We start from the raw sequence: 18,080 nt of genomic DNA on the forward strand, positions 1-18,080 counted from the left end.
GGCCGTGCCCACGAACACCGAGGGTGGCTTACCTAGCGCGACGGGCGCGGGCATGCTCGAGTTGGGGCGGCATCGCCGGTTGGAAACGTGAGGTGACGGATTTGCTGGATATAGTGCGGGGTGTGTCCTTCGTCCAGCTTGCGCTCGACCGGATCCCGGAACCGTACCGGTCGCATCTGATTCAGCGGCGTGAACTGTTGAAGTTCGCGGTGGTGGGTGGGATCACCTGGTTCATCGACACCGGAATCGTGTATGCGCTGAAGTTGACGGTGCTCGGGGAGAAACCGCTCACCGCACGCGTGCTCGGCGTGTTGATCGCGACGATCGTGTCCTATGTGCTCAATCGGGAGTGGTCGTTCCGAACCAGAGGCGGTCGGGAACGACATCACGAGGCGGCGCTGTTCTTCGCCATCAGTGCGCTCGGTATCGGTGTCACGCTGTTGCCGCAGGCGGTCGCGCTGTATGTGCTCGATATCCGGGTGCCGCATGTCAGTCCGGTCACCCAGGCGGTCTCGAACTTCATCACCGGTCAGATTCTGGGCGTGCTGCTTGCCATGGCGTTCCGGTACTGGGCGTTTCGGCGGTATGCCTTCCCGGACGATCTCGTCCAATCGGAGCTCGAACCACGGTAGCTCGCTTACCTCCGAGGTAATTGCCCCGCCCCGGCGACGGGGCCGCAGATCGCCGGTATGACACAGATCGGTCTGCTGCTTCCCAGCCGCGAAACCTCGATGACCGGCGAACACGATGCGCCCGGATTGGTCCGGTTCGCGCGGGCCGCCGAGGAGTGCGTCCACTGGCTCGGACGGTACCTCGATGCGGGTGCGCGGCATCTCGTGCTGCGCATCGGCTCACTGCAGGCCGACCGCCAGCTCGATCTCCTCGCCGATGCGCTACTGCACGTCCGCCGAACGGTTTGAGCCTCAGCCTTTCAGCTGGGCGATCTGAATCAGATTGCCGCAGGTGTCATCGAGCACGGCGGTAACCACCGGGCCCTGATCGAGCGGTTCCTGCGTGAATCGCACGCCGAGTCCGCGCAACCGCTCGTACTCGGCGTACAGATCGTCCACCGCGAACGACGTGAACGGAATCCCGTCCTCGACCAGCGCCTGCTTGAAGGGCCGGACGGCCGGATGCCCATCGGGCTCCAACAGCAGTTCGACGCCGTCCGGTTCCCGTGGCGAGACGACCGTCAGCCAACGCGCCTCGCCGAGTGGAACTTCGGTCTTCTTCATGAAGCCGAGCACCTCGGTGTAGAAGTGCAAGGCCTTGTCCTGATCGTCGACCAGGACACTGGTGATATTGATGCGGATCATCGGTCCTCCTTGAGCCAGCGGTCGGTGAGCCGCCGCAGTGGTTCTCGATTCAGATGGTGGAACTTGTACCGGCCGTCCCGGCGCGTGGTCACCAGACCGGCGGCCGTCAGCACATCCAGATGCTGCGATATCGCCTGCCTGCTGGAGGTGAGCTGGTGGCCCATGGTGAGCCGCGCGCAGAGCTCGAACAATGTCTGACCGTCGCGATCGGCTAGTTCGTCGAGGATCGCCCGACGCGTGGGATCGGCCAGTGCCTTGAACACATCGCCGCTCACACGCCCACTATAGGCAAGTAACCACTTGCCTATCAAGGGAGGGTTGTGACCAAAGTTCTGACAGAAAACTGGGCGCGCGAATGTGTCGGGGGCCGAGCTAAATTGGGTTGATGAGTTATGAGTTCGTGGTGCTACCCGCGGGCGCGGCGGCATCGCCGGGGGACGTACTTCCGTATTTCCGATCCAGACGCGGGCAACCCGCCGATGACCACCTCTACCAGACCGTCATCGCCGGACTTCACGGCTGGAACAGCCGGATTCCGGCCGCGGCCCGACATGCCAGGCTGCGGATCGAGGCGGCAGGAGATTCTGTGCGGGTGACCGCGGCCGACAGCGTGGATCGCCGCAGGACTCGCGGCTCCGCCATGGATCACGCCGCCCCGCGGATACGCGAACTCATCGAAGCCCTCATCGCGGGTTTCGCGTATGAAATCTACGATGCGCGATCCAACACCTTGACCAGTCCCGAAATTCGCCGCCACGCCTCCATCGATATCGGCGGCGAACGCAAATATTCCTCACTCAGCCAGCGCGAGATTTTCGACTGGGTCCGCCAACTCCACCTCCTGGCCACCACCCCATACCTGATCGCCGAAAAGCCAAACGATGCAAACAGTTTCATCCAGACCTACCGGAACTCCGCGACCGACTACTCCCTCGAAATTCACCACCCGGTCCACGGCCGACGCCTCGGTGCCACGGTGACCGACGGCGCGACTGTCGCCCAACTCATCTGGGACTGGGCGTGCGACGAGTGGAGCCGCCTCGACGACATCGATTGGTCACCTTTGGACTGAAATAGCCAGCGATACTCGTTGATTCGCGCAGCGGCTGTTCGCCGGTCGGCGGCTTACTCGGTCGCATCCCCAGCCAGGGCGCGAATGCGTTCCCTGGATCGCGTGTGGTTCCCTCAGGACTGAGACGTCCACCGGATTCGAGGCGCGTACGGTGTTACCGGCCGGACCGCAGAAACAGGGGCGAGGAACATCGGTGAAAGGTCGGGGCGCGATATGAACCAGCCGTATTCGCACTGGTATGCCCAGAATTCGCCGGAAACCCTACCGCTGGCCGCCCGCTACCAATCCGCGGACCCGATCAGCTGGAACGGCAGCCTGATCTATCCGATGTACACCGAACAGGTCGGACCCGCGTCGATCCTGGTCACTCTGAAGCTGCTGTCCGCGGCGCCGCCCGCGGGTCTGCGCGGACACGGCATCGGGCTGTCTGTGGTCGACGGGCATCTCGGCATCGATGGCAGACGCCTGGCCGGTGTCGACGTGTGGAGCGATGCCCTCGCCGCCGGCATCACCTTCGAGGTGGTTGCGACCAATCCGGGCGCTCTGTTCTCACTGACACCGGTCTGGGTCGACGGATTCGGCGCACAGAAATCCTGGTCCGGCAACTACGGCATTCTCATCGAACAACCACCGACCGGCCGGATCATCCTGTGGTGCAGCGTCGGTGAGGGCCCGCCGAATTTCGCCAACCTCGTGGTCGAGGTCGAGACCGCGAGTTCGCCCACTGTCCCCGCCTCGTCTCCGGCTGCCGCGCCCCAACCGCCACCGCCGGCACAACCGCGACAGGAAAGATCCACGGAGCCGACGCCACCGACTCAGCCGCAGCGAGCCGTCTCCGTGACTCCAGCGCAGCGTCCACTCCCCGAGCCACAGCCGACACCCTCTGACCTCGACGTCGCCCGGTTCCCGGAACATCTGCAAACGGCATTCGCCCGCCCGGAACTCCCGACGGCCGAGCAGACCACACCGTTGCAACCCGTGCATACCCGGTTGACGGAGCCGTCGCCTACATTCGAACAGCCGGTGCCGGTAACCGAACGGGCAGCGGATTCCGATCACACCGAGCTCCCGGAACCACCGGAACCCGCACAACCACGATCGCCATCGCAGCAGCGCACCAACGATGGCGAACGCGGCTATCGCGCCGCCCTCTACGAACTCGGCGTCGCCATGTTCGGACGCGGCGAGGAGGAACAGGCGTGCGGTCTGTGGACGCAGGCCGCCGAGGCCGGGCACGCCGGTGCAGCCTATGACCTCGGTGTCATCCTGTTCAATCGGGGCGAATTCGGCGATGCCGAGCGTTGGTGGCGCACCGCGGCCGAGCGCCGGGAATCACGCGCCATGACCGGACTCGCCGAACTCCTGGAACGTCAGGGCAATCACGATGAGGCCAGAGTCTGGCGTGCCCGCGCAGGCGAGGAACAGACCGACGAACACGTCAATCGGTGAATTCGGCTGAGCGACAGCCGGATTCGGCGTCGTATGGAATGTGGTGGAGCTCGAGCAACTTCAGCTGGAAGAGACGGCTTCCTCATAGGCGCGAAGTGTTGTTATGACCAAGGCACGTTGCTCAGCGGTCAGCGGGCCCAGCGCGGCGCGCCAACCCCGATCCGCGCCGCCGAGCCAGGACGCGACCGCCGTTCGATGCGAGTCGGCGATAGCGACAAGGGCTCGCCGCCGGTCGTTGTCGTCAGTCCGGCGGTCCAGTACTCCCCGGCGACTGAGGTCGCCGATCATCAAGCTCACGGTGGTGGGCGCCACCTCCAGTCGCCTCGCCAGCTCGTTCACTGTGAGCGGCCCGTCGAACAGCACGTATGTCAACAACGACAGATGGCGCGGTGCCAAATCGAATGATCGCAGAGCTTCGGGAACCGGCAGGCGTTTCGCGCGGCCGACCAGCCGGGGCATGAGCAGCACCATGGCTCGAACACTGTCGTCCAGGGATAGACCGTCCTCCGTTGACATACCTTTCTCCCTAAAATACCTTTGGTCTCAAAGTTATATTGAGGTGAACAGAACCAATCATCCCATGCGGATGAGCGGTCGCACCCCTTCATGGAGGAACAGACGAGTGACCGAACCAGCCGCACGCCTCCGGGCACTGACCATCGGATTGCATCCACAAGCCATGGACTACAGTCGTTTCCCCGATCTGGACGAGTCACAACTCACAGCCAGGATCGACGCCGCCAACGCCGCCCTACAGAACAGCGAATTCGATCTCACGCCGTGCATGGTCCGCGCGTCACCCGCGGAGGCTGAAACCGAAATCCGCGATCTGCTGGCGAACCAGTCGTTCGACCTCGTCATGGTGGGCGGTGCGGTGCGGGCCTTCCCCGAGCACACCCTGCTGTTCGAGCGCCTTGTCAACGTCATCGTCGACGCGGCACCGGGAATCCGGTTCTGCTTCAACACCTCACCCGAGACCAGCCTCGACGCCCTGCGCAGAGCGGCCGCATCCGGCTGAATTCGCGATTGCGCGGTTGCCGCGGGTTGCGCTAAGGCGCAACCGGTCTCGGGTGTGGTGGCCCGAGACCGGTTGCATCGTAACGGATTACACCGGCATAAAGTCCCGGCTCGCGATATACGTCGGTCTCGGGGCCGGGGCGGCAAACGGCTCCACCAGCGTGTTCTCCACACTGTTGAACACCAGGAAGATATTCGACCGCGGGAACGGCGTGATGTTGTTCGACGAACCGTGCATGATGTTCGAATCGAACAGCAGGGCCGATCCGGCGCTGCCGGTGAACTGGGTGATGCCGTAGCGGTTGGCCAGCGCGCCGATATCGGCGTGCGTCGGCACGCCGATCTCCTGCTCCTGCAACGACTCTCGATAGTGCTCGGCCGGAGTGCTGCCGGTGCACGGCACGAACGTGCGGTGCGAGCCCGGCATCACCATGAGGCTGCCGTTGATCGGGTAGTTGTTGGTCAGGGCGATGGACAGGCTGACCGCACGCGGTGCGGGCATACCGTCCTCGGCATGCCATGTCTCGAAATCCGAATGCCAGTAGAAGCCGGTGCCGCGGAAGCCGGGCATGTAGTTCACCCGGCTCTGATGGATGTAGACGTCCGAGCCGAGCACCTGCCTGGCCAATCCGGCCACCCGGGATTCGCGCACTAGCTCGGCGATCGCACGGCTGAGTCGATGCACCTCGAAGACCGAACGCACCCGGTTCGAGGCCCTCTCCACGATCACCCGGTCGTCACCCAGCAGCGCCGGATCTCTGGCGAGGCGGTCGATTTCGGCACTGAACTCCGCGACCTCGGCGGGTGTCAGCAGCTCCTCGACGATCCCGAAACCATTGGCATCGAAGCAGGCCAGCTCCTCGGAATCGACCGGGCCCCACACCGTGGGATCGGTGCGGTCCTGGTGCTCGCCCGCTGTGACGAGCCGAGTCGGGTAGCGATCGTCGGTCTGCACCAACGTCATTCGCCTCCTATCCGCTTACCTGAGCCGCGACAAGCGGGTAGACGCCGTCGCTGTCGTGGACCTCCTGCCCGGTGACCGGCGGGTTGAACACGCACATCATCCGCATATCGGTGCGCACCTGCAGGCGGTGGCGCTCGTGCCCGTCGAGCAGGTACATCGAGCCGGGTGCCAGCTCGTAGCTGACGTCGTGGTCCAGGTCGGTCAGTGTCCCTTCACCTTCCATGAGCCACACCGCCTCCACGTGATAGCGGTAGTGGAACTCGTGCACGGTTCCGGCCTCGATGGTGGTCTCGTGGAAGGAGAATCCGACGCCGTCGCCGCCGAGCACGATGCGCTTGCTGCGCCAACCCTGACCCGCCACATCGCGTTCGGTGCCGGTGATCTCCGCGGTACTGCGCACGATCATCTCAACGCTCCTGTCCGCAGACGGTGCCGATCGCGCCGGTCAGCACCCGCAAACCATGCTCGACCTCCTCGTCGGTGACCGTCAATGGCGGCAGCAACTTCACCACTTCGTCCAGCGAACCGGAGGTCTCCACCAGCAGCCCGCGCTCGAAAGCCACCTGGCAGACCTTGCCGGCTTGCGAGGGATCATCGAAGGCCACGCCGTGCACCAGTCCGCGGCCCCGCGTCGAGATGCCGGGGAAGTACTCGGCGGCCTGGGTCAGGGCCGCGCCGATCCGCTGCCCTTTCGCCTCGGTAGAGGCCTGCAGGGTGCCGTCGGACCAGAAGTGCTCGAGCGCCGCCTGCGCGGTGATGAAAGCCGGATTGTTACCGCGGAAGGTGCCGTTGTGCTCGCCCGGGGTCCAGACGTCGAGCTCCGGCTTGAACAGCACCAGCGCCATCGGCAGACCGTAGCCGCCGATCGACTTCGAGAGCGTCACGATATCGGGGGTGATATCGGCGATCTCGAAGGAGAAGAACGGCCCGGTCCGGCCGCAGCCCATCTGCACATCGTCGACGATCAGCAGAATGCCGCGCGCGGTGCACAATTCGGACAGATGCCGCAGCCATTCCGGGCGTGCGATATTCACACCGCCCTCACCCTGCACCGTCTCCACGATCACCGCCGCGGGCCGGTCGAAACCGGACGAGGTGTCATCGAGCACGCGCTCCATCCACTGGAAATCGGCGGTGGTGTTGTCGAAGTAGCCGTCATAGGGCATATGCGCGGCGTGTACCAGCGGCACACCGGCACCGGCCCGCTTGGCGGCGTTGCCGGTCACCGACAGCGCACCCAGTGACATGCCGTGGAACGCGTTGGTGAAGCTGATGATCGTCTCGCGACCGGTGACCTTGCGGGCCAGCTTCAGTGCGGCTTCAACGGCATTGGCGCCGGTCGGGCCGGGGAACTGGACCTTGTATTCCATGCCGCGCGGCGCGAACACGGTGTCGCGCAAGGTTTCCAGTAGTCGGCGCTTGGCCACGGTCGACATATCGAGGCCGTGCGTGATCCCATCACCGGCGATGTAGTCCAGCAACGGCTGTTTGAGCACCGGATTGTTGTGACCGTAGTTCAACGCCCCCGCTCCGGCGAAGAAATCGAGGTACTCCTTCCCGTCCTCGGCGCGCAACCAGCTGCCGGACGCGGTGGTAAACACCGTCGGCCAGGCGCGGCAATAGCCGCGAACATTGGATTCGAGCTCCTCGAAAATGGTTGTTTCGGCGGTAATCAACGGCGATCCTCCTGTTTTCGGGCCGTAGGGGCGATCAAATAGAGGTCCTCGGCAGCGTGGCTGTCGGGGAAGAGATCGGAATCGAATAGGGGTTGCTTGGTCATCTGCGCCGATCGGCGACGCGCCACGGAGGCGAACATCGCGATCGAGGCCGAATTTTCCGGTGAGATCGTGGTCTCCAATGTCGAAACACCGGCGCCGGCTGCGGTGTCGAGCAGTGCGTCCAACAGTGCGGCGCCGAGGCCATGGCCCCGCTGTTCGTGCTCGACCGCGACCTGCCACACGAAAACCGTCTGCGGCGCCTGCGGACGCAGGTAGCCGATCACGAATCCGACGACTCGGCCACCGACTTCGGCAACCACCGAGGTGCTCGCGAAATCACGACACCACAGCAGGTAGGCGTAGCTGGAATTGATGTCGAGGACCTGCGAATTCTTCGCGATACGCCAGATCTGGGCCGCGTCGCCGACTCTCGGCGGTCGCAGCACCGGCTGCGGGTGCGGCCCGGAAATCGGTACGGCCGAAGGGTATTCGGTGACCGACGGTTCGATCGTCGTGGTGGACAAGGTGTGCAGTGACATAAGTCTCCCTGGTCGGGTCTGCAGTACTTATCCAGGCTTACGAAGCAACTTTGAGGTGAACCTGTCGAACTCTTTGCGGTTGTATTACGAAAAGATCACAACCGCAGGCAGCGTCATACTTCGGTGCCACTGCGTGCTGCGTCACAGGCTCAGCGCTGCAGATCCAGTCGGTAGCCGAGACCGCGCACGGTGACCACGATGCGCGGATCGGAGGCGTCGAGCTCGATTTTGGTGCGCAGGCGCCGCATATGGACGTCTACGATGCGCTCATCGCCGAAAAAGCCGTCGTCCCATACTCTTTCGAGCAGGACGGTGCGGCTGAGCACACGCCCCGGCGATTCGGCGAGTTCGCAGAGCAATTTGAATTCGGTGATGGTGAGCCGGATTTCGGCTTCGCCGCGCCGCACCGCGCCACCGTCACGATCCAGTACCAGCGGTCCGTCGGGGTGCGCGTCGAGCACGGCCTCGCGCGGTGCTTCGCGCTCCATGGTCAGGCGAGCGCGGCGGCGCAGCGCCCGCATGCGCGCGGAGATCTCCTTGATCTCGAACGGCTTGGTGACGTAGTCGTCGGCCCCGGCCTCCAGCGCGGCCACCACATCATGGGTGTCATCGCGCGAGCTGACCACGATGATCGGCACGTCGTGCTCGCGGCGGATCTCCCTGATGCAGTCGAAGCCATCCATATCCCCGAGCATCAGCTCGACGATCATCACGTCGGGGGCGCCATTGCTGCGCAGATAGGTCAGCGCGTCCTCGGCCTCGTGCGCCTCGGCAACGTCGTAACCCTCGTCTTCCATGGCCGTGCGCAATGCGCCACGTACCACTTCGTCGTCGTCAACGATCATCAGGTTTGCGGTCAAGCCCTCATCCCTTGCAGCCACGCGGACGCGACGCGACGCGGAGACTCGCGTACCCAGAACCGACGCGAAAGTCCGCCTTCGAGCACCTTTGCCAACTACTCGAATACCCGGATCGACCAATCGGTAAACGGCAGATCACGGGCAGTCGGTTAGCGTCCGGCTACTCCACCCTGTATATGAAGACCCGAATTATGCAAATTGCACGTGATATGTGACACATTTCTGCCTGCGTCACCATTCGTCCCGATGGGACTGCTCCAGCCGGTTGAAGTTACTCGGACCGCCATCGGCCCGGCGCTCCTGATAGCGGAATGTCAGCTGCCGCGCGTCGAAGGTGGCGAACCATTCGTCCCAGCCCACCGCGCGCAGCACCGCACCGCCGTATCCCGGGAAATCGAATCGCAGGACGCCGAGACGACCGTCGTATTCACTGCCGGGCATGGTGGCCGGGCGCGCACCGCGCTGTTCCGCCCACCGCCGGATCACTTCATGATTGCGGGTGACGAGAATGCGGCCCGGCTGCTGCGGGCCTTCGCCGCGAACAAGTGCTTCCGGCGGTTTCTTCAGCGACCTCGAAGCTCCGGGTCCGGCAGACAGATCTCGGGTGCCCGGTCGTCGCTGATCGTTCATGACGACCTCCTTGCGTGTCGGCGTCAATAGTCCGGTTCCTTTTTGCGTACCCGCGTGCGAAGCTGAGCAAACAGTGGATCCGATCGCAACGAAACACATTGCGCGACAATGAATTCCCCGTCGATCAGTCGCGTAGCGCGGCCTCACGCAACCTGCCGAGCGTTCTGGACAGTATGCGGGAGACGTGCATCTGCGAGACCCCGAGCTGTTCGGCGATCTGGGACTGGGTCTTGGACTCGAAGAACCGCATGACCAGCACCTCGCGTTCGCGCTCGGGCAGTTCCTCGATCAGCGGCCGGACCGCCAGATAGTCCTCCACGTACTGGTAGCTGGGTTCGTCGGCCCCCAGGCTGTCGAGCAGCGGTTGCGGTGCGTTCTCGATGTCATCACCGACGACCGCGTCGATCGAACTCGACTGATAGGCATTGCCCGCGATCAGCGCCTGGGTGACCTCAACCAAATCCACATCCAGTTCCGCGGCGATCTCGCGGGCCTTGGGCAACCGGCCCAGCCGCTGCGACAACGCCTCGATGGTGGGACCGATATTGAGCTGGATCTCCTTGGTGCGCCGCGGCACCCGCACCGCCCAGGTGTTGTCCCGGAAGTGTCTGCGCACCTCGCCCATGATGGTCGGCACCGCGAAGGACAGAAACGACGAACCGCGCGTCACATCGAAGCGGTCGACGGCCTGCACCAGACCCAATCGGGCCACCTGTAGCAAATCATCGAAGTTCTCCCCGCGCCCGGAGAATTTGCGCGCGATATGTTCGGCCAGCGGCAAACACCGGCCGATCAGGTCCTCGCGTAACTGATCTCGACGGTGATCGGCCAGGTCGATGGCGGCGATCTTTTCGAAAAGCGGTTCGATATTGTCGTAGCTGTCGCGGTGTGCTCTCGAATCAGCCGCCATCACCACTACCTCGCACCCAGCTGAAGTCCACGACGGTCGGATAGCCGGAGGCCGCGCCGTCGAACGGCTCCTGTGCCGCCGCGATCGACTGGGTCAGCGTGCGCACGATATGCCAGCCGAATCCTGCCTGGCCCACCACCTTCTCCGATACCGCGACCGATGCGACGCGCACGAACATCTCGTTGTCGTTGTAGGTGAAATCGCAGTCCAGGGTGGAACCCGGCGTCGCCTCCAGGATCAGCGATGTGGCCACCTCATCCAATGCCAGGCGGATATCGACGACTTCGTCGATCGCGAAATCCGCGATGAGCGCGACCGTTTCAGCGAGCGCGCGCAGCATGGTCAACTGCTCCAACTCGGCGGGTATGCGCACCCCGATTGTCGTCGTCTTCTCCGCCGCGGACCGGGAACTCCACTCCCCCATGCCCATCACCACCTCTTTCCTCCGAGCCGACGCCGAACCTGCCTTCGAGTCGGGGGCCATTCGCGACTTACCCGGCCGGTCACCATCGAAACATCGCGACCGGTGCGGATTCGACTCAGTCGGCCTCGATCCGTTCATGCGCAGTCAACAGCAGATGGTCGAATCGCGTGCGCAGTTCCGTGATCGAATCGGTCAGGGTGCCGAGATCGGTGATCAACTGAGCGGCCAGTTCCCGCAATTTGACATTCGTCTCCTGCGAGCGCCAGCTCAGCACTCGAAACGCCTGTTCGGCGTTGATGTTGTAGACCAGCATCAGCGCGCCCTTCGCCTGCTCGATCACCGCCCGTGCCGCGTACAGTTCGGGCAGCGTGTCGTCGAGGGTCTCCTGCTGCCGCTCATCGAGCACGTCGGTGACATCGACGTAATACCCGCTGGTACCGATCACCGTATCCGTCTCATCGCTCATCTGATCCGCGACGACGATGACGTGGTGCACCTGGCCCGCGGTATCGACGATCCGGTGACGGCTGGAGAACGGTTGCGCATTCTCGACGGATCTGGCCAGGGTGTCGGCCACCTGCGCGCGGTCCTCGGGATGTTTGTGCTCGAGTAGGAGTTCGGTGGTCGGCACCACGGTCCCCGGCTCGTAGCCGTGCAGTAGCGCGACCTCGTCCGACCACTCCCACCGCTGATCCGCGAACCAGAATCGGAACGTCCCGACATTCTGTGGTTTCCCCGCACCGATGACCCGATCCAACGCGCGCGCGTCATCGGGCCGGATCGATCCGCTCTCCATCACAGCGCAAGTATGGATTGTGGTCGTGCCCGATACTCGGAAATCGGCTCGAGCAGGGACTTAAGGCCCCATCACGTGTCCAGGGCGGCACGCATCGATGGGAAATCACCGCACACGGCGCGTACGCCGGTAACGGCCAGCACCCGGTCGACCTCCCGGCGACCCGCGACGATCCGCAGATCGGGACTGTCGTGGGCGACCTGCTGCTTGATCGCGCCGATGGTGGCCGCGACCCGGATGCTCAGGAATCTGGTGGCGCGCAGATCGAGGACGACCGCATGGCACTGCGAGGCGAGGGCGCGTTCGAGCATCGCACGGAATTCCGGGAGTGCGGCCGCGTCGAGTTCACCCTCGGCCCGCACCACCACGCACTGTTTACGGCGGTCGACCCGCTGTGACCAGAACCGGTTGCGTGGTCGTTCGCCGGCGGGGTGCCGACCGTTTGATCGGTGCTGAAGAACGGCTGACATGTCAAACCTCCCAGAGGGGATGCCGGTCCTGTGCGGCAGGATCGGATCGGCAGGAGGGCGACGGTTGGAGTGGTGTCATAAAGCTACGTCGGTCGCCACACTGTCGCGTGTCGCTCTGCGCGCTCCCGCTGGCCGAGTCCCGCGTGGTGTTCGCCGCGTCGAACCCGGGTTCGGCTGTATTCTCAACCGCTTCAAGTCTGGCACGGCGCCTATGTCCGGATCAACTATTAGAGCCGTTGCCAGCATGGCGCCAGCGCCACGGCGCGACCACCCACGCCAGCGCGAACAACATCGCGACCACCGCACCTGCCACCGCACCGGCCATGGGTCCCGCGACAGCGGCCATCACGAGGATCGTCGCACCCGTCAGCGCGAGGCCGAGCAGCGCGATCCCGGCCATCGCGCTGCGGTGCGCCGCAGACACCACATTGCCCAGCCGATGTCGCCGAAACAGGATCCGATGCCACGACACCGGCGCGACCAGGAACACCGTCGCACCCATCGCCGCGGATACGGTGCCCAGATACAGCAGTCGCATCGGCTGCGACAACGTGGTGAATCCGGCCTGGAAGGGGAGGATGAGCAGCGCGCTGATCAAGAACTGCACACCGGTCTGCACGACCCGCAGTTCCTGCAACAGACTGGTCCAATTGCGGTCCAGCCGTTCGGTTTCGGTCTCCCCCCTGACGTGGCGGTCCCACTCCTGATCATCGCCGGTCACGGGTGGGCTCATCGCCTTTCGATATCGTCACCATGGCTGCTCCTGGATATCGCGATCCGTATCGGCGGCGTACCCGCACCGCGCGGGCATACACCCCGCGACCGCTGATCGCAGCGCCGGCGACAAATGACCAGACCGTCGATGCCTCGATCGCTGGTATCGAATTGATGTGCCGGGCACAGGCCAATCCGGACACCCCTATCCGCACAGCGGACTTGACCGGAATCTTGGTGCCGAAGTAATAGCGCTGCCGAAAGTAATGGGTTGCCGGATATAGCCTCCGGCAACCCATTTACCGTCGCATGCAGCGACTATCTATAATCACTTGCCCTGTTGGTGTGCGCGCTGGCGTTGTTCCTGGACGTCGGCTTCGGCACGCGCCTTCTCGGCAGCCGCTTCCTTGGTGGCCGCTGTGCGCTGTGATTCCGCCTTGTCCTGCTGGGCCTTGCCTTCATCCCGCAGGTCGTCGTTTCCGAAGACTGCGCCAGCGGCCTCCTTGACCTTGCCCTTGGCGCCCTCGGCGACGCCTTCGAGCCCTTCACGGGGACCACTCTTGTGCTCGGCCACGATATCTACCTCCGAAATATCGGTTTTCAGGTGGACATTCGCCGCTTACCCAGGATCTGCCCGCTGAATCGGAACTCGCACATTTTCATCATGGATCCCGGAGATCATCGCCGACCATCGGGATGTTTCGGCGGTGTGGTAGCGGTTATCGCCGAAGCATGAGATCCCTGTGGTTGAACGATGCCGAAGTTCCCGCGCGACTGCGGCTCACGCCGGGGTTACAGTTCGACACCGTCGTGATCGGCGCCGGGATCACCGGTCTGGTGACCGCCCTTTTGCTGGCCCAGAGCGGGGTCGACGTCGCGGTGCTGGAGAGTAAGCGCGTCGGGGAGGGTACCACCGGTGCCAGTAACGCGAAGGTCAGTCTGCTGCAAGGAATTCGAGCGCAACGCATTCGCGCTCGGCACGGCCGTTCGGCGGTGACCGACTATGTCGAGGCCAATCGTGAAGGGCAGCAATGGCTATTGCACTACTGCGCGGAGCATTCGGTGCCGATCCAACGCGTCCCGGCACTCACCTACGCTCAGAAGAAGAGCGAAATATCCGCTGTGCGCCGGGAATACGAGGCGACACGCGCCGCCGGGCTGGCCACGACTCTCGTCGAGGAGTTGGATGTGCCGTTCCCGACGCACGGTGCGGTCCGGCTCGATGACCAGGCCCAACTCGACCCGATGGCATTGCTGGCAAGCTTGGCCGCCGATATCGAAGCCCGTGGCGCGCCGATCTTCGAATCCAGCCGGGCCAAGGGTGTGCACAGCGGCAAGCACGACCAGTTGGTCATCGAAACCGAACACGGCGACATCGTGGCCCGTACGGCTATCCTGGCCACCGGCACACCGATACTCGACCGCGGCGGCTTCTTCGCCCGGCTCACCGCAGAGCGCTCCTATCTGAGTGCCTTCCGAGTCACCGAGCATATTCCGCACGAAATGTTCATCAGCGCGGGTGAACCCACGCGCTCGCTGCGGTATACGCCGGGAACCGATGGCACCGAAGTGCTGCTGGTCGGCGGCAACGGACACGTGGTCGGCCGCACGAATACGGCGAGCCGTCGGGTCGAAGATTTGATCACCTGGACGCGACGCTACTTCCCCGCGGCCGAGCCGCTGCAGAGTTGGGCCGCGCAGGACTATCACCCGGTCGACGAATTGCCGTACGTCGGCCCGCTGCTACCGGGACAGAACCACATCCTGCTGGCCACCGGCTACGCCAAATGGGGCTTGACGAACAGCATTGCCGCGGCCTTCGCGCTCGCCGGGCGGATCAACGGCAAACCACCGCGGTGGGCGGATACCTTCGCCAGTTGGCGCCCGAGCGAACTGAAGTCGCTACCCGCCGCGGTATTCGCCAATACCTCGGTGGCCCAACAGCTTTCCCTCGGCTGGCTGCGGATGCTCGGCACCGGCATCGGTGACGTGCCCGCCGAGGGCCACGGCCGCGTCGAACGTCACGGTCTGCGACCGACCGCCGTATGTACCGTCGACCGCACCACCACCGAGGTCTCCGCGGTCTGCCCGCATTTGGGCGGCATCGTGTCCTGGAACGACGCGGAGCAATCGTGGGACTGTCCGCTGCACGGCTCCCGATTCGCCGCCGACGGCACCTTGCTCGAGGGCCCGGCCACCGACTCGTTGACACCGATCTTCGGCCCCATACCGCAGGGCTGACCGCCTGTCACAGCGCAGCTAGGAATTTGCTAGGCGGCGGTGCACAATATTTGCAGGATGAATGTTCCAGGGTGATCTGCCGTAGCGACAGATCGCCTCGCCCACCGATCGAGGGGCGAAGACTGACGACATGCACCGAGACGGCCAACGCCCGAGAGGGCTTTCTGTTTCCGCGCTGGCGGCGGTAGCGAACCCGTCGTACTCGCGAATCGACACGTGGAATCTGCTCGACGACGCGTGCCGTCGGCTCGCCGATGTCAACCGTGCCGGGCTGGACACCACCCGCGAAGCCGCCGCGGTGCGGCGCCTCCTCGATCGTCTCGGCGCCTTCGAACGGTACTGGCTGTACCCAGGTGCGGCGAGGCTGGCGGCGTTTCGCGGCTATCTCGCCGACCTTGCCACGGTGCGGCTCACCGACGAGGTGTCGCTGGCCGTGCGCCTGCTGTCCGAGTACGGCGACGGTACAGCTGTGTTCGACACTTCCGCGCCGTTGGCCGATCAGGAACTCGTGGCGCGGGCCAAACAGCAACCGTTCTTCACGGTGTTGCTCGGCGACGATTCCCCGCCCGAGGCCCCGGACAGTCTGGCGCAGAGCCTGCGGGCGCTTCGCAACCCGTCCGACGATGTGCAGTTCGAGCTGCTCGTCGTGTCCAGCATCGAGGACGCTATCACCGCCGTCGCGTTGAACGGCGAGATCCAGGCGGCGATCATCCGGCACGACCTGCCGCTTCGTTCACGGGACCGGGTGCCGTTGATGACCACGTTGCTCGGTGCGAACGACAAGGTGGCCGTGACCGACCGCACCCAGAACTGGGTCGAATGTGGCGAGTGGATACGGGAGTTGCGGCCTCATATCGACCTGTATCTACTCACCGACGAGTCGATCGCCGCGGAGACCGAGGACCAGCCGAACGTCTACGACCGCACGTTCTATCGGCTCAACGATGTCACCGACCTGTACAGCACGGTGCTCGCCGGCTTCCGGAGCCGGTTCGCCACGCCGTTTTTCGACGCCCTGCGTGCCTATGCGGCCGCGCCGGTCGGGCAGTTCCACGCCCTTCCCGTCGCGCGTGGCGCCAGCATCTTCAACTCTAAATCGCTGCACGATATGGGCGAATTCTACGGCCGCAACATCTTCATGGCCGAGACGTCGTCCACCTCCGGCGGGCTGGACTCGCTGCTGGATCCACACGGCACGATCCGGGTGGCGATGGACAAAGCCGCGAAGACGTGGTGTGCCGATCAGACATACTTCGTCACCAACGGAACGTCCACCGCGAACAAGATTGTCGTGCAGGCCCTGACCCGGCCGGGCGACATCGTTCTGATCGACCGCAATTGCCATAAGTCGCACCACTACGGCCTGGTGCTCGCAGGGGCGTATCCGATGTATTTGGATGCGTACCCGCTCGAGTCTTTCGCGATCTACGGAGCCGTATCCCTGTACACCATCAAGAAGGCGCTGCTGGACCTGGAGGCGGCGGGACGACTGGACCGAGTGCGCATGCTGCTGCTCACCAACTGCACTTTCGATGGCATCGTCTACAACCCCAGGCGGGTGATGGAGGAGGTCCTGGCAATAAAGCCGGACATTTGCTTCCTGTGGGACGAGGCGTGGTACGCGTTCGCTACCGCGGTGCCGTGGGCTCGGCAGCGGACCGCGATGGTTGCCGCCGGGCAACTCGAATCGAGCTTGTCCTCGCCCGAGTACGCCGAGAAATACCGCACGTGGCATGCGTCGATGCAGGGAGTCGACCGCGCCGAGTGGAGCAACCACCGGCTGCTCCCCGACCCCGAGCGCGCGCGGATACGTGTATACGCGACGCATTCCACGCACAAGTCGCTCTCGGCGCTGCGGCAGGCGTCGATGATCCATATCCACGACCAGGATTTCAAAGCTCTCACCCGAGAGGCATTCGGTGAGGCGTTTTTGACCCACACCTCGACGTCGCCGAACCAGCAACTGCTGGCGTCGTTGGACTTGGCGCGTCGGCAGGTCGACATCGAGGGCTTCCAGCTGGTCCGGCACGTCTACGATATGGCGCTGGTCTTCCGGCACCGTGTCCGCAAAGACCGGCTGATCGGCAAGTGGTTCCGCATCCTCGACGAGGACGACCTGGTGCCCGACGAATTCCGGTCCTCCGAAGTCAGCTCGTACCGACAGGTCAGGCAGGGTGGCTTGGCGGAGTGGAACGAGGCGTGGCGGTCCGATCAGTTCGTACTCGACCCGACTCGGGTCACCCTGTTCATCGGCAAGACCGGTATGAACGGGTTCGAGTTCCGCGAGAAGATCCTGATGGACCGGTTCGGTATCCAGATCAACAAGACCTCGATCAACAGTGTGCTGTTGATCTTCACGATCGGCGTGACCTGGTCGAGCGTGCACTACCTGCTCGACGTGCTGCGTCGGGTGGCGACCGACTTCGAGCGCAGCCAGGGCGCAGCCGGCAAGGCCGATCGCGCTCTACAACAGCGCCGCGTCGACGAGATCACCAAGGATCTGCCCGCGCTACCCGATTTCAGCGAGTTCGACAGCGTGTTCCGTCCCGACGGCGCCCGCTCGTTCGGCGACATGCGATCGGCCTTTTATGCCGGGTATGAGGACGCCGACCGCGAACACGTCCTGCTCGGCGAAGCCGGGCGACGGCTCGCCAAGGGTAAGACGCTCGTGTCCACCACCTTCGTCGTCCCCTACCCGCCCGGCTTCCCGGTGCTGGTCCCGGGTCAGGTGATCTCGTCGGAGATCCTGTATTTCCTGGCCGAACTCGACGTAAAGGAAATTCACGGATACAACCCCGACCTCGGGTTGTCGGTCTTCACCGAAGCCGCGCTCGCCCGGCTGGCCGCGGCTCGGCGCGCAATTGCCACGGCATCCGGCGATGCGCGGCAGGTAGCTCCGCAGTCGGTTCGCGCGCTGGATCAGCTGCAGTCGCGATAGTGCGCGCAAAGCATCCATCACA

At 64.2% G+C, this 18,080-nt stretch carries 22 protein-coding genes; 7 read left to right on the top strand and 15 right to left on the bottom strand.

Annotated features, from left to right (window positions below; genetic code table 11):
• Positions 1-92 precede the first annotated feature (92 nt).
• On the top strand, positions 93-632 hold the full coding sequence (locus ACW2Q0_RS26955) for a GtrA family protein (RefSeq protein ID WP_457193715.1): 540 nt from the start codon (positions 93-95) through the stop codon (positions 630-632).
• A gap of 57 nt (positions 633-689) precedes the next feature.
• Positions 690-920, top strand: coding sequence for a hypothetical protein (locus ACW2Q0_RS26960; RefSeq protein WP_457193716.1), 231 nt, complete (start codon positions 690-692; stop codon positions 918-920).
• Between the two features lie 3 nt (positions 921-923).
• On the opposite strand, the gene ACW2Q0_RS26965 is transcribed toward ACW2Q0_RS26960, so the two are convergent.
• Positions 924-1,313: a VOC family protein gene (locus ACW2Q0_RS26965; protein WP_457193783.1), complete on the bottom strand. Its 390-nt coding sequence runs from the start codon at positions 1,311-1,313 to the stop codon at positions 924-926.
• Positions 1,313-1,591: an ArsR/SmtB family transcription factor gene (locus tag ACW2Q0_RS26970; RefSeq protein WP_457193717.1), complete on the bottom strand. Its 279-nt coding sequence runs from the start codon at positions 1,589-1,591 to the stop codon at positions 1,313-1,315. The genes ACW2Q0_RS26965 and ACW2Q0_RS26970 overlap by 1 nt, the downstream gene beginning before the upstream one ends.
• Positions 1,592-1,908: 317 nt before the next feature.
• Here ACW2Q0_RS26970 and ACW2Q0_RS26975 point away from each other — a divergent pair, with 317 nt between their 5' ends.
• Positions 1,909-2,388, top strand: coding sequence for a hypothetical protein (locus tag ACW2Q0_RS26975; RefSeq protein ID WP_457193718.1), 480 nt, complete (start codon positions 1,909-1,911; stop codon positions 2,386-2,388).
• Between the two features lie 213 nt (positions 2,389-2,601).
• Positions 2,602-3,837 (top strand): hypothetical protein, encoded by a 1,236-nt coding sequence (locus tag ACW2Q0_RS26980; RefSeq protein WP_457193719.1) that lies wholly within the window; start codon positions 2,602-2,604, stop codon positions 3,835-3,837.
• 60 nt (positions 3,838-3,897) lie between these two features.
• On the opposite strand, the gene ACW2Q0_RS26985 is transcribed toward ACW2Q0_RS26980, so the two are convergent.
• Positions 3,898-4,353 carry a MarR family transcriptional regulator gene (locus ACW2Q0_RS26985; RefSeq protein ID WP_457193720.1) on the bottom strand — a complete coding sequence of 152 codons (456 nt, stop codon included), beginning with the start codon at positions 4,351-4,353 and terminating at the stop codon, positions 3,898-3,900.
• A 106-nt stretch (positions 4,354-4,459) separates the two neighbouring features.
• Here ACW2Q0_RS26985 and ACW2Q0_RS26990 point away from each other — a divergent pair, with 106 nt between their 5' ends.
• Positions 4,460-4,855, top strand: coding sequence for a hypothetical protein (locus tag ACW2Q0_RS26990; protein WP_457193721.1), 396 nt, complete (start codon positions 4,460-4,462; stop codon positions 4,853-4,855).
• An 87-nt stretch (positions 4,856-4,942) separates the two neighbouring features.
• Here the strand turns inward: ACW2Q0_RS26990 and thpD are convergent, their stop codons facing one another.
• From thpD to mbp1, 12 genes are all read right to left on the bottom strand, one after another.
• Complete coding sequence (gene thpD, locus ACW2Q0_RS26995; protein ID WP_457193722.1) at positions 4,943-5,818, bottom strand: ectoine hydroxylase; 876 nt, start codon at positions 5,816-5,818, stop codon at positions 4,943-4,945.
• Positions 5,819-5,825: 7 nt separating this feature from the next.
• On the bottom strand, positions 5,826-6,224 hold the full coding sequence (locus tag ACW2Q0_RS27000) for an ectoine synthase (RefSeq protein ID WP_457193723.1): 399 nt from the start codon (positions 6,222-6,224) through the stop codon (positions 5,826-5,828).
• Between the two features lies 1 nt (position 6,225).
• A complete protein-coding gene (gene ectB / locus ACW2Q0_RS27005; RefSeq protein WP_457193724.1) occupies positions 6,226-7,494 on the bottom strand; it encodes a diaminobutyrate--2-oxoglutarate transaminase in 1,269 nt (422 codons plus the stop codon).
• On the bottom strand, positions 7,491-8,075 hold the full coding sequence (gene ectA / locus ACW2Q0_RS27010; RefSeq protein WP_457193725.1) for a diaminobutyrate acetyltransferase: 585 nt from the start codon (positions 8,073-8,075) through the stop codon (positions 7,491-7,493). The genes ectB and ectA overlap by 4 nt, the downstream gene beginning before the upstream one ends.
• Positions 8,076-8,224: 149 nt before the next feature.
• Positions 8,225-8,935 (bottom strand): response regulator, encoded by a 711-nt coding sequence (locus ACW2Q0_RS27015; RefSeq protein WP_457193726.1) that lies wholly within the window; start codon positions 8,933-8,935, stop codon positions 8,225-8,227.
• Between the two features lie 231 nt (positions 8,936-9,166).
• Complete coding sequence (locus ACW2Q0_RS27020; RefSeq protein WP_457193727.1) at positions 9,167-9,565, bottom strand: hypothetical protein; 399 nt, start codon at positions 9,563-9,565, stop codon at positions 9,167-9,169.
• Positions 9,566-9,689: 124 nt separating this feature from the next.
• Positions 9,690-10,475 (bottom strand): RNA polymerase sigma factor SigF, encoded by a 786-nt coding sequence (locus tag ACW2Q0_RS27025; protein ID WP_457193728.1) that lies wholly within the window; start codon positions 10,473-10,475, stop codon positions 9,690-9,692.
• A complete protein-coding gene (locus ACW2Q0_RS27030; RefSeq protein ID WP_457193729.1) occupies positions 10,465-10,905 on the bottom strand; it encodes an anti-sigma factor in 441 nt (146 codons plus the stop codon). The genes ACW2Q0_RS27025 and ACW2Q0_RS27030 overlap by 11 nt, the downstream gene beginning before the upstream one ends.
• A 109-nt stretch (positions 10,906-11,014) precedes the next feature.
• Positions 11,015-11,695, bottom strand: coding sequence for a PAS and ANTAR domain-containing protein (locus tag ACW2Q0_RS27035; RefSeq protein ID WP_457193730.1), 681 nt, complete (start codon positions 11,693-11,695; stop codon positions 11,015-11,017).
• A gap of 71 nt (positions 11,696-11,766) precedes the next feature.
• Entirely contained in the window at positions 11,767-12,165 is a 399-nt protein-coding gene (locus tag ACW2Q0_RS27040; RefSeq protein WP_457193731.1) for an STAS domain-containing protein, read from the bottom strand.
• Positions 12,166-12,385: 220 nt separating this feature from the next.
• Positions 12,386-12,898 carry a DUF6328 family protein gene (locus ACW2Q0_RS27045; RefSeq protein WP_457193732.1) on the bottom strand — a complete coding sequence of 171 codons (513 nt, stop codon included), beginning with the start codon at positions 12,896-12,898 and terminating at the stop codon, positions 12,386-12,388.
• Between the two features lie 309 nt (positions 12,899-13,207).
• Positions 13,208-13,453, bottom strand: a complete 246-nt coding sequence (gene mbp1 / locus ACW2Q0_RS27050; RefSeq protein WP_457193733.1) for a microaggregate-binding protein 1 — start codon at positions 13,451-13,453, stop codon at positions 13,208-13,210.
• A gap of 158 nt (positions 13,454-13,611) precedes the next feature.
• On the opposite strand from mbp1, the gene ACW2Q0_RS27055 reads away from it, so the two are divergent.
• Together ACW2Q0_RS27055 and ACW2Q0_RS27060 are read left to right on the top strand one after the other, a co-directional pair.
• The gene (locus ACW2Q0_RS27055; protein ID WP_457193734.1) at positions 13,612-15,120 is read left to right on the top strand and encodes an FAD-dependent oxidoreductase; all 1,509 of its coding nucleotides are present in this window, start codon (positions 13,612-13,614) and stop codon (positions 15,118-15,120) included.
• A 130-nt stretch (positions 15,121-15,250) separates the two neighbouring features.
• Entirely contained in the window at positions 15,251-18,058 is a 2,808-nt protein-coding gene (locus ACW2Q0_RS27060; RefSeq protein WP_457193735.1) for an aminotransferase class I/II-fold pyridoxal phosphate-dependent enzyme, read from the top strand.
• The last annotated feature ends 22 nt before the right edge of the window (positions 18,059-18,080 follow it).

Source organism: Nocardia citri (assembly GCF_054065835.1).

Coding starts and splice junctions, on each gene's coding strand:
- ACW2Q0_RS26960 (WP_457193716.1), top strand. CDS start 690: ATGACACAGATCGGTCTGCTGCTTCCCAGCCGCGAAACCTCGATGACC.
- ACW2Q0_RS26980 (WP_457193719.1), top strand. CDS start 2,602: ATGAACCAGCCGTATTCGCACTGGTATGCCCAGAATTCGCCGGAAACC.
- ACW2Q0_RS26985 (WP_457193720.1), bottom strand. CDS start 4,353: ATGTCAACGGAGGACGGTCTATCCCTGGACGACAGTGTTCGAGCCATG.
- thpD (WP_457193722.1), bottom strand. CDS start 5,818: ATGACGTTGGTGCAGACCGACGATCGCTACCCGACTCGGCTCGTCACA.
- ACW2Q0_RS27000 (WP_457193723.1), bottom strand. CDS start 6,224: ATGATCGTGCGCAGTACCGCGGAGATCACCGGCACCGAACGCGATGTG.
- ectA (WP_457193725.1), bottom strand. CDS start 8,075: ATGTCACTGCACACCTTGTCCACCACGACGATCGAACCGTCGGTCACC.
- ACW2Q0_RS27020 (WP_457193727.1), bottom strand. CDS start 9,565: ATGAACGATCAGCGACGACCGGGCACCCGAGATCTGTCTGCCGGACCC.
- ACW2Q0_RS27025 (WP_457193728.1), bottom strand. CDS start 10,475: ATGGCGGCTGATTCGAGAGCACACCGCGACAGCTACGACAATATCGAA.
- ACW2Q0_RS27030 (WP_457193729.1), bottom strand. CDS start 10,905: ATGGGCATGGGGGAGTGGAGTTCCCGGTCCGCGGCGGAGAAGACGACG.
- ACW2Q0_RS27035 (WP_457193730.1), bottom strand. CDS start 11,695: ATGGAGAGCGGATCGATCCGGCCCGATGACGCGCGCGCGTTGGATCGG.
- ACW2Q0_RS27040 (WP_457193731.1), bottom strand. CDS start 12,165: ATGTCAGCCGTTCTTCAGCACCGATCAAACGGTCGGCACCCCGCCGGC.
- ACW2Q0_RS27045 (WP_457193732.1), bottom strand. CDS start 12,898: ATGAGCCCACCCGTGACCGGCGATGATCAGGAGTGGGACCGCCACGTC.
- ACW2Q0_RS27055 (WP_457193734.1), top strand. CDS start 13,612: ATGAGATCCCTGTGGTTGAACGATGCCGAAGTTCCCGCGCGACTGCGG.
- ACW2Q0_RS27060 (WP_457193735.1), top strand. CDS start 15,251: ATGCACCGAGACGGCCAACGCCCGAGAGGGCTTTCTGTTTCCGCGCTG.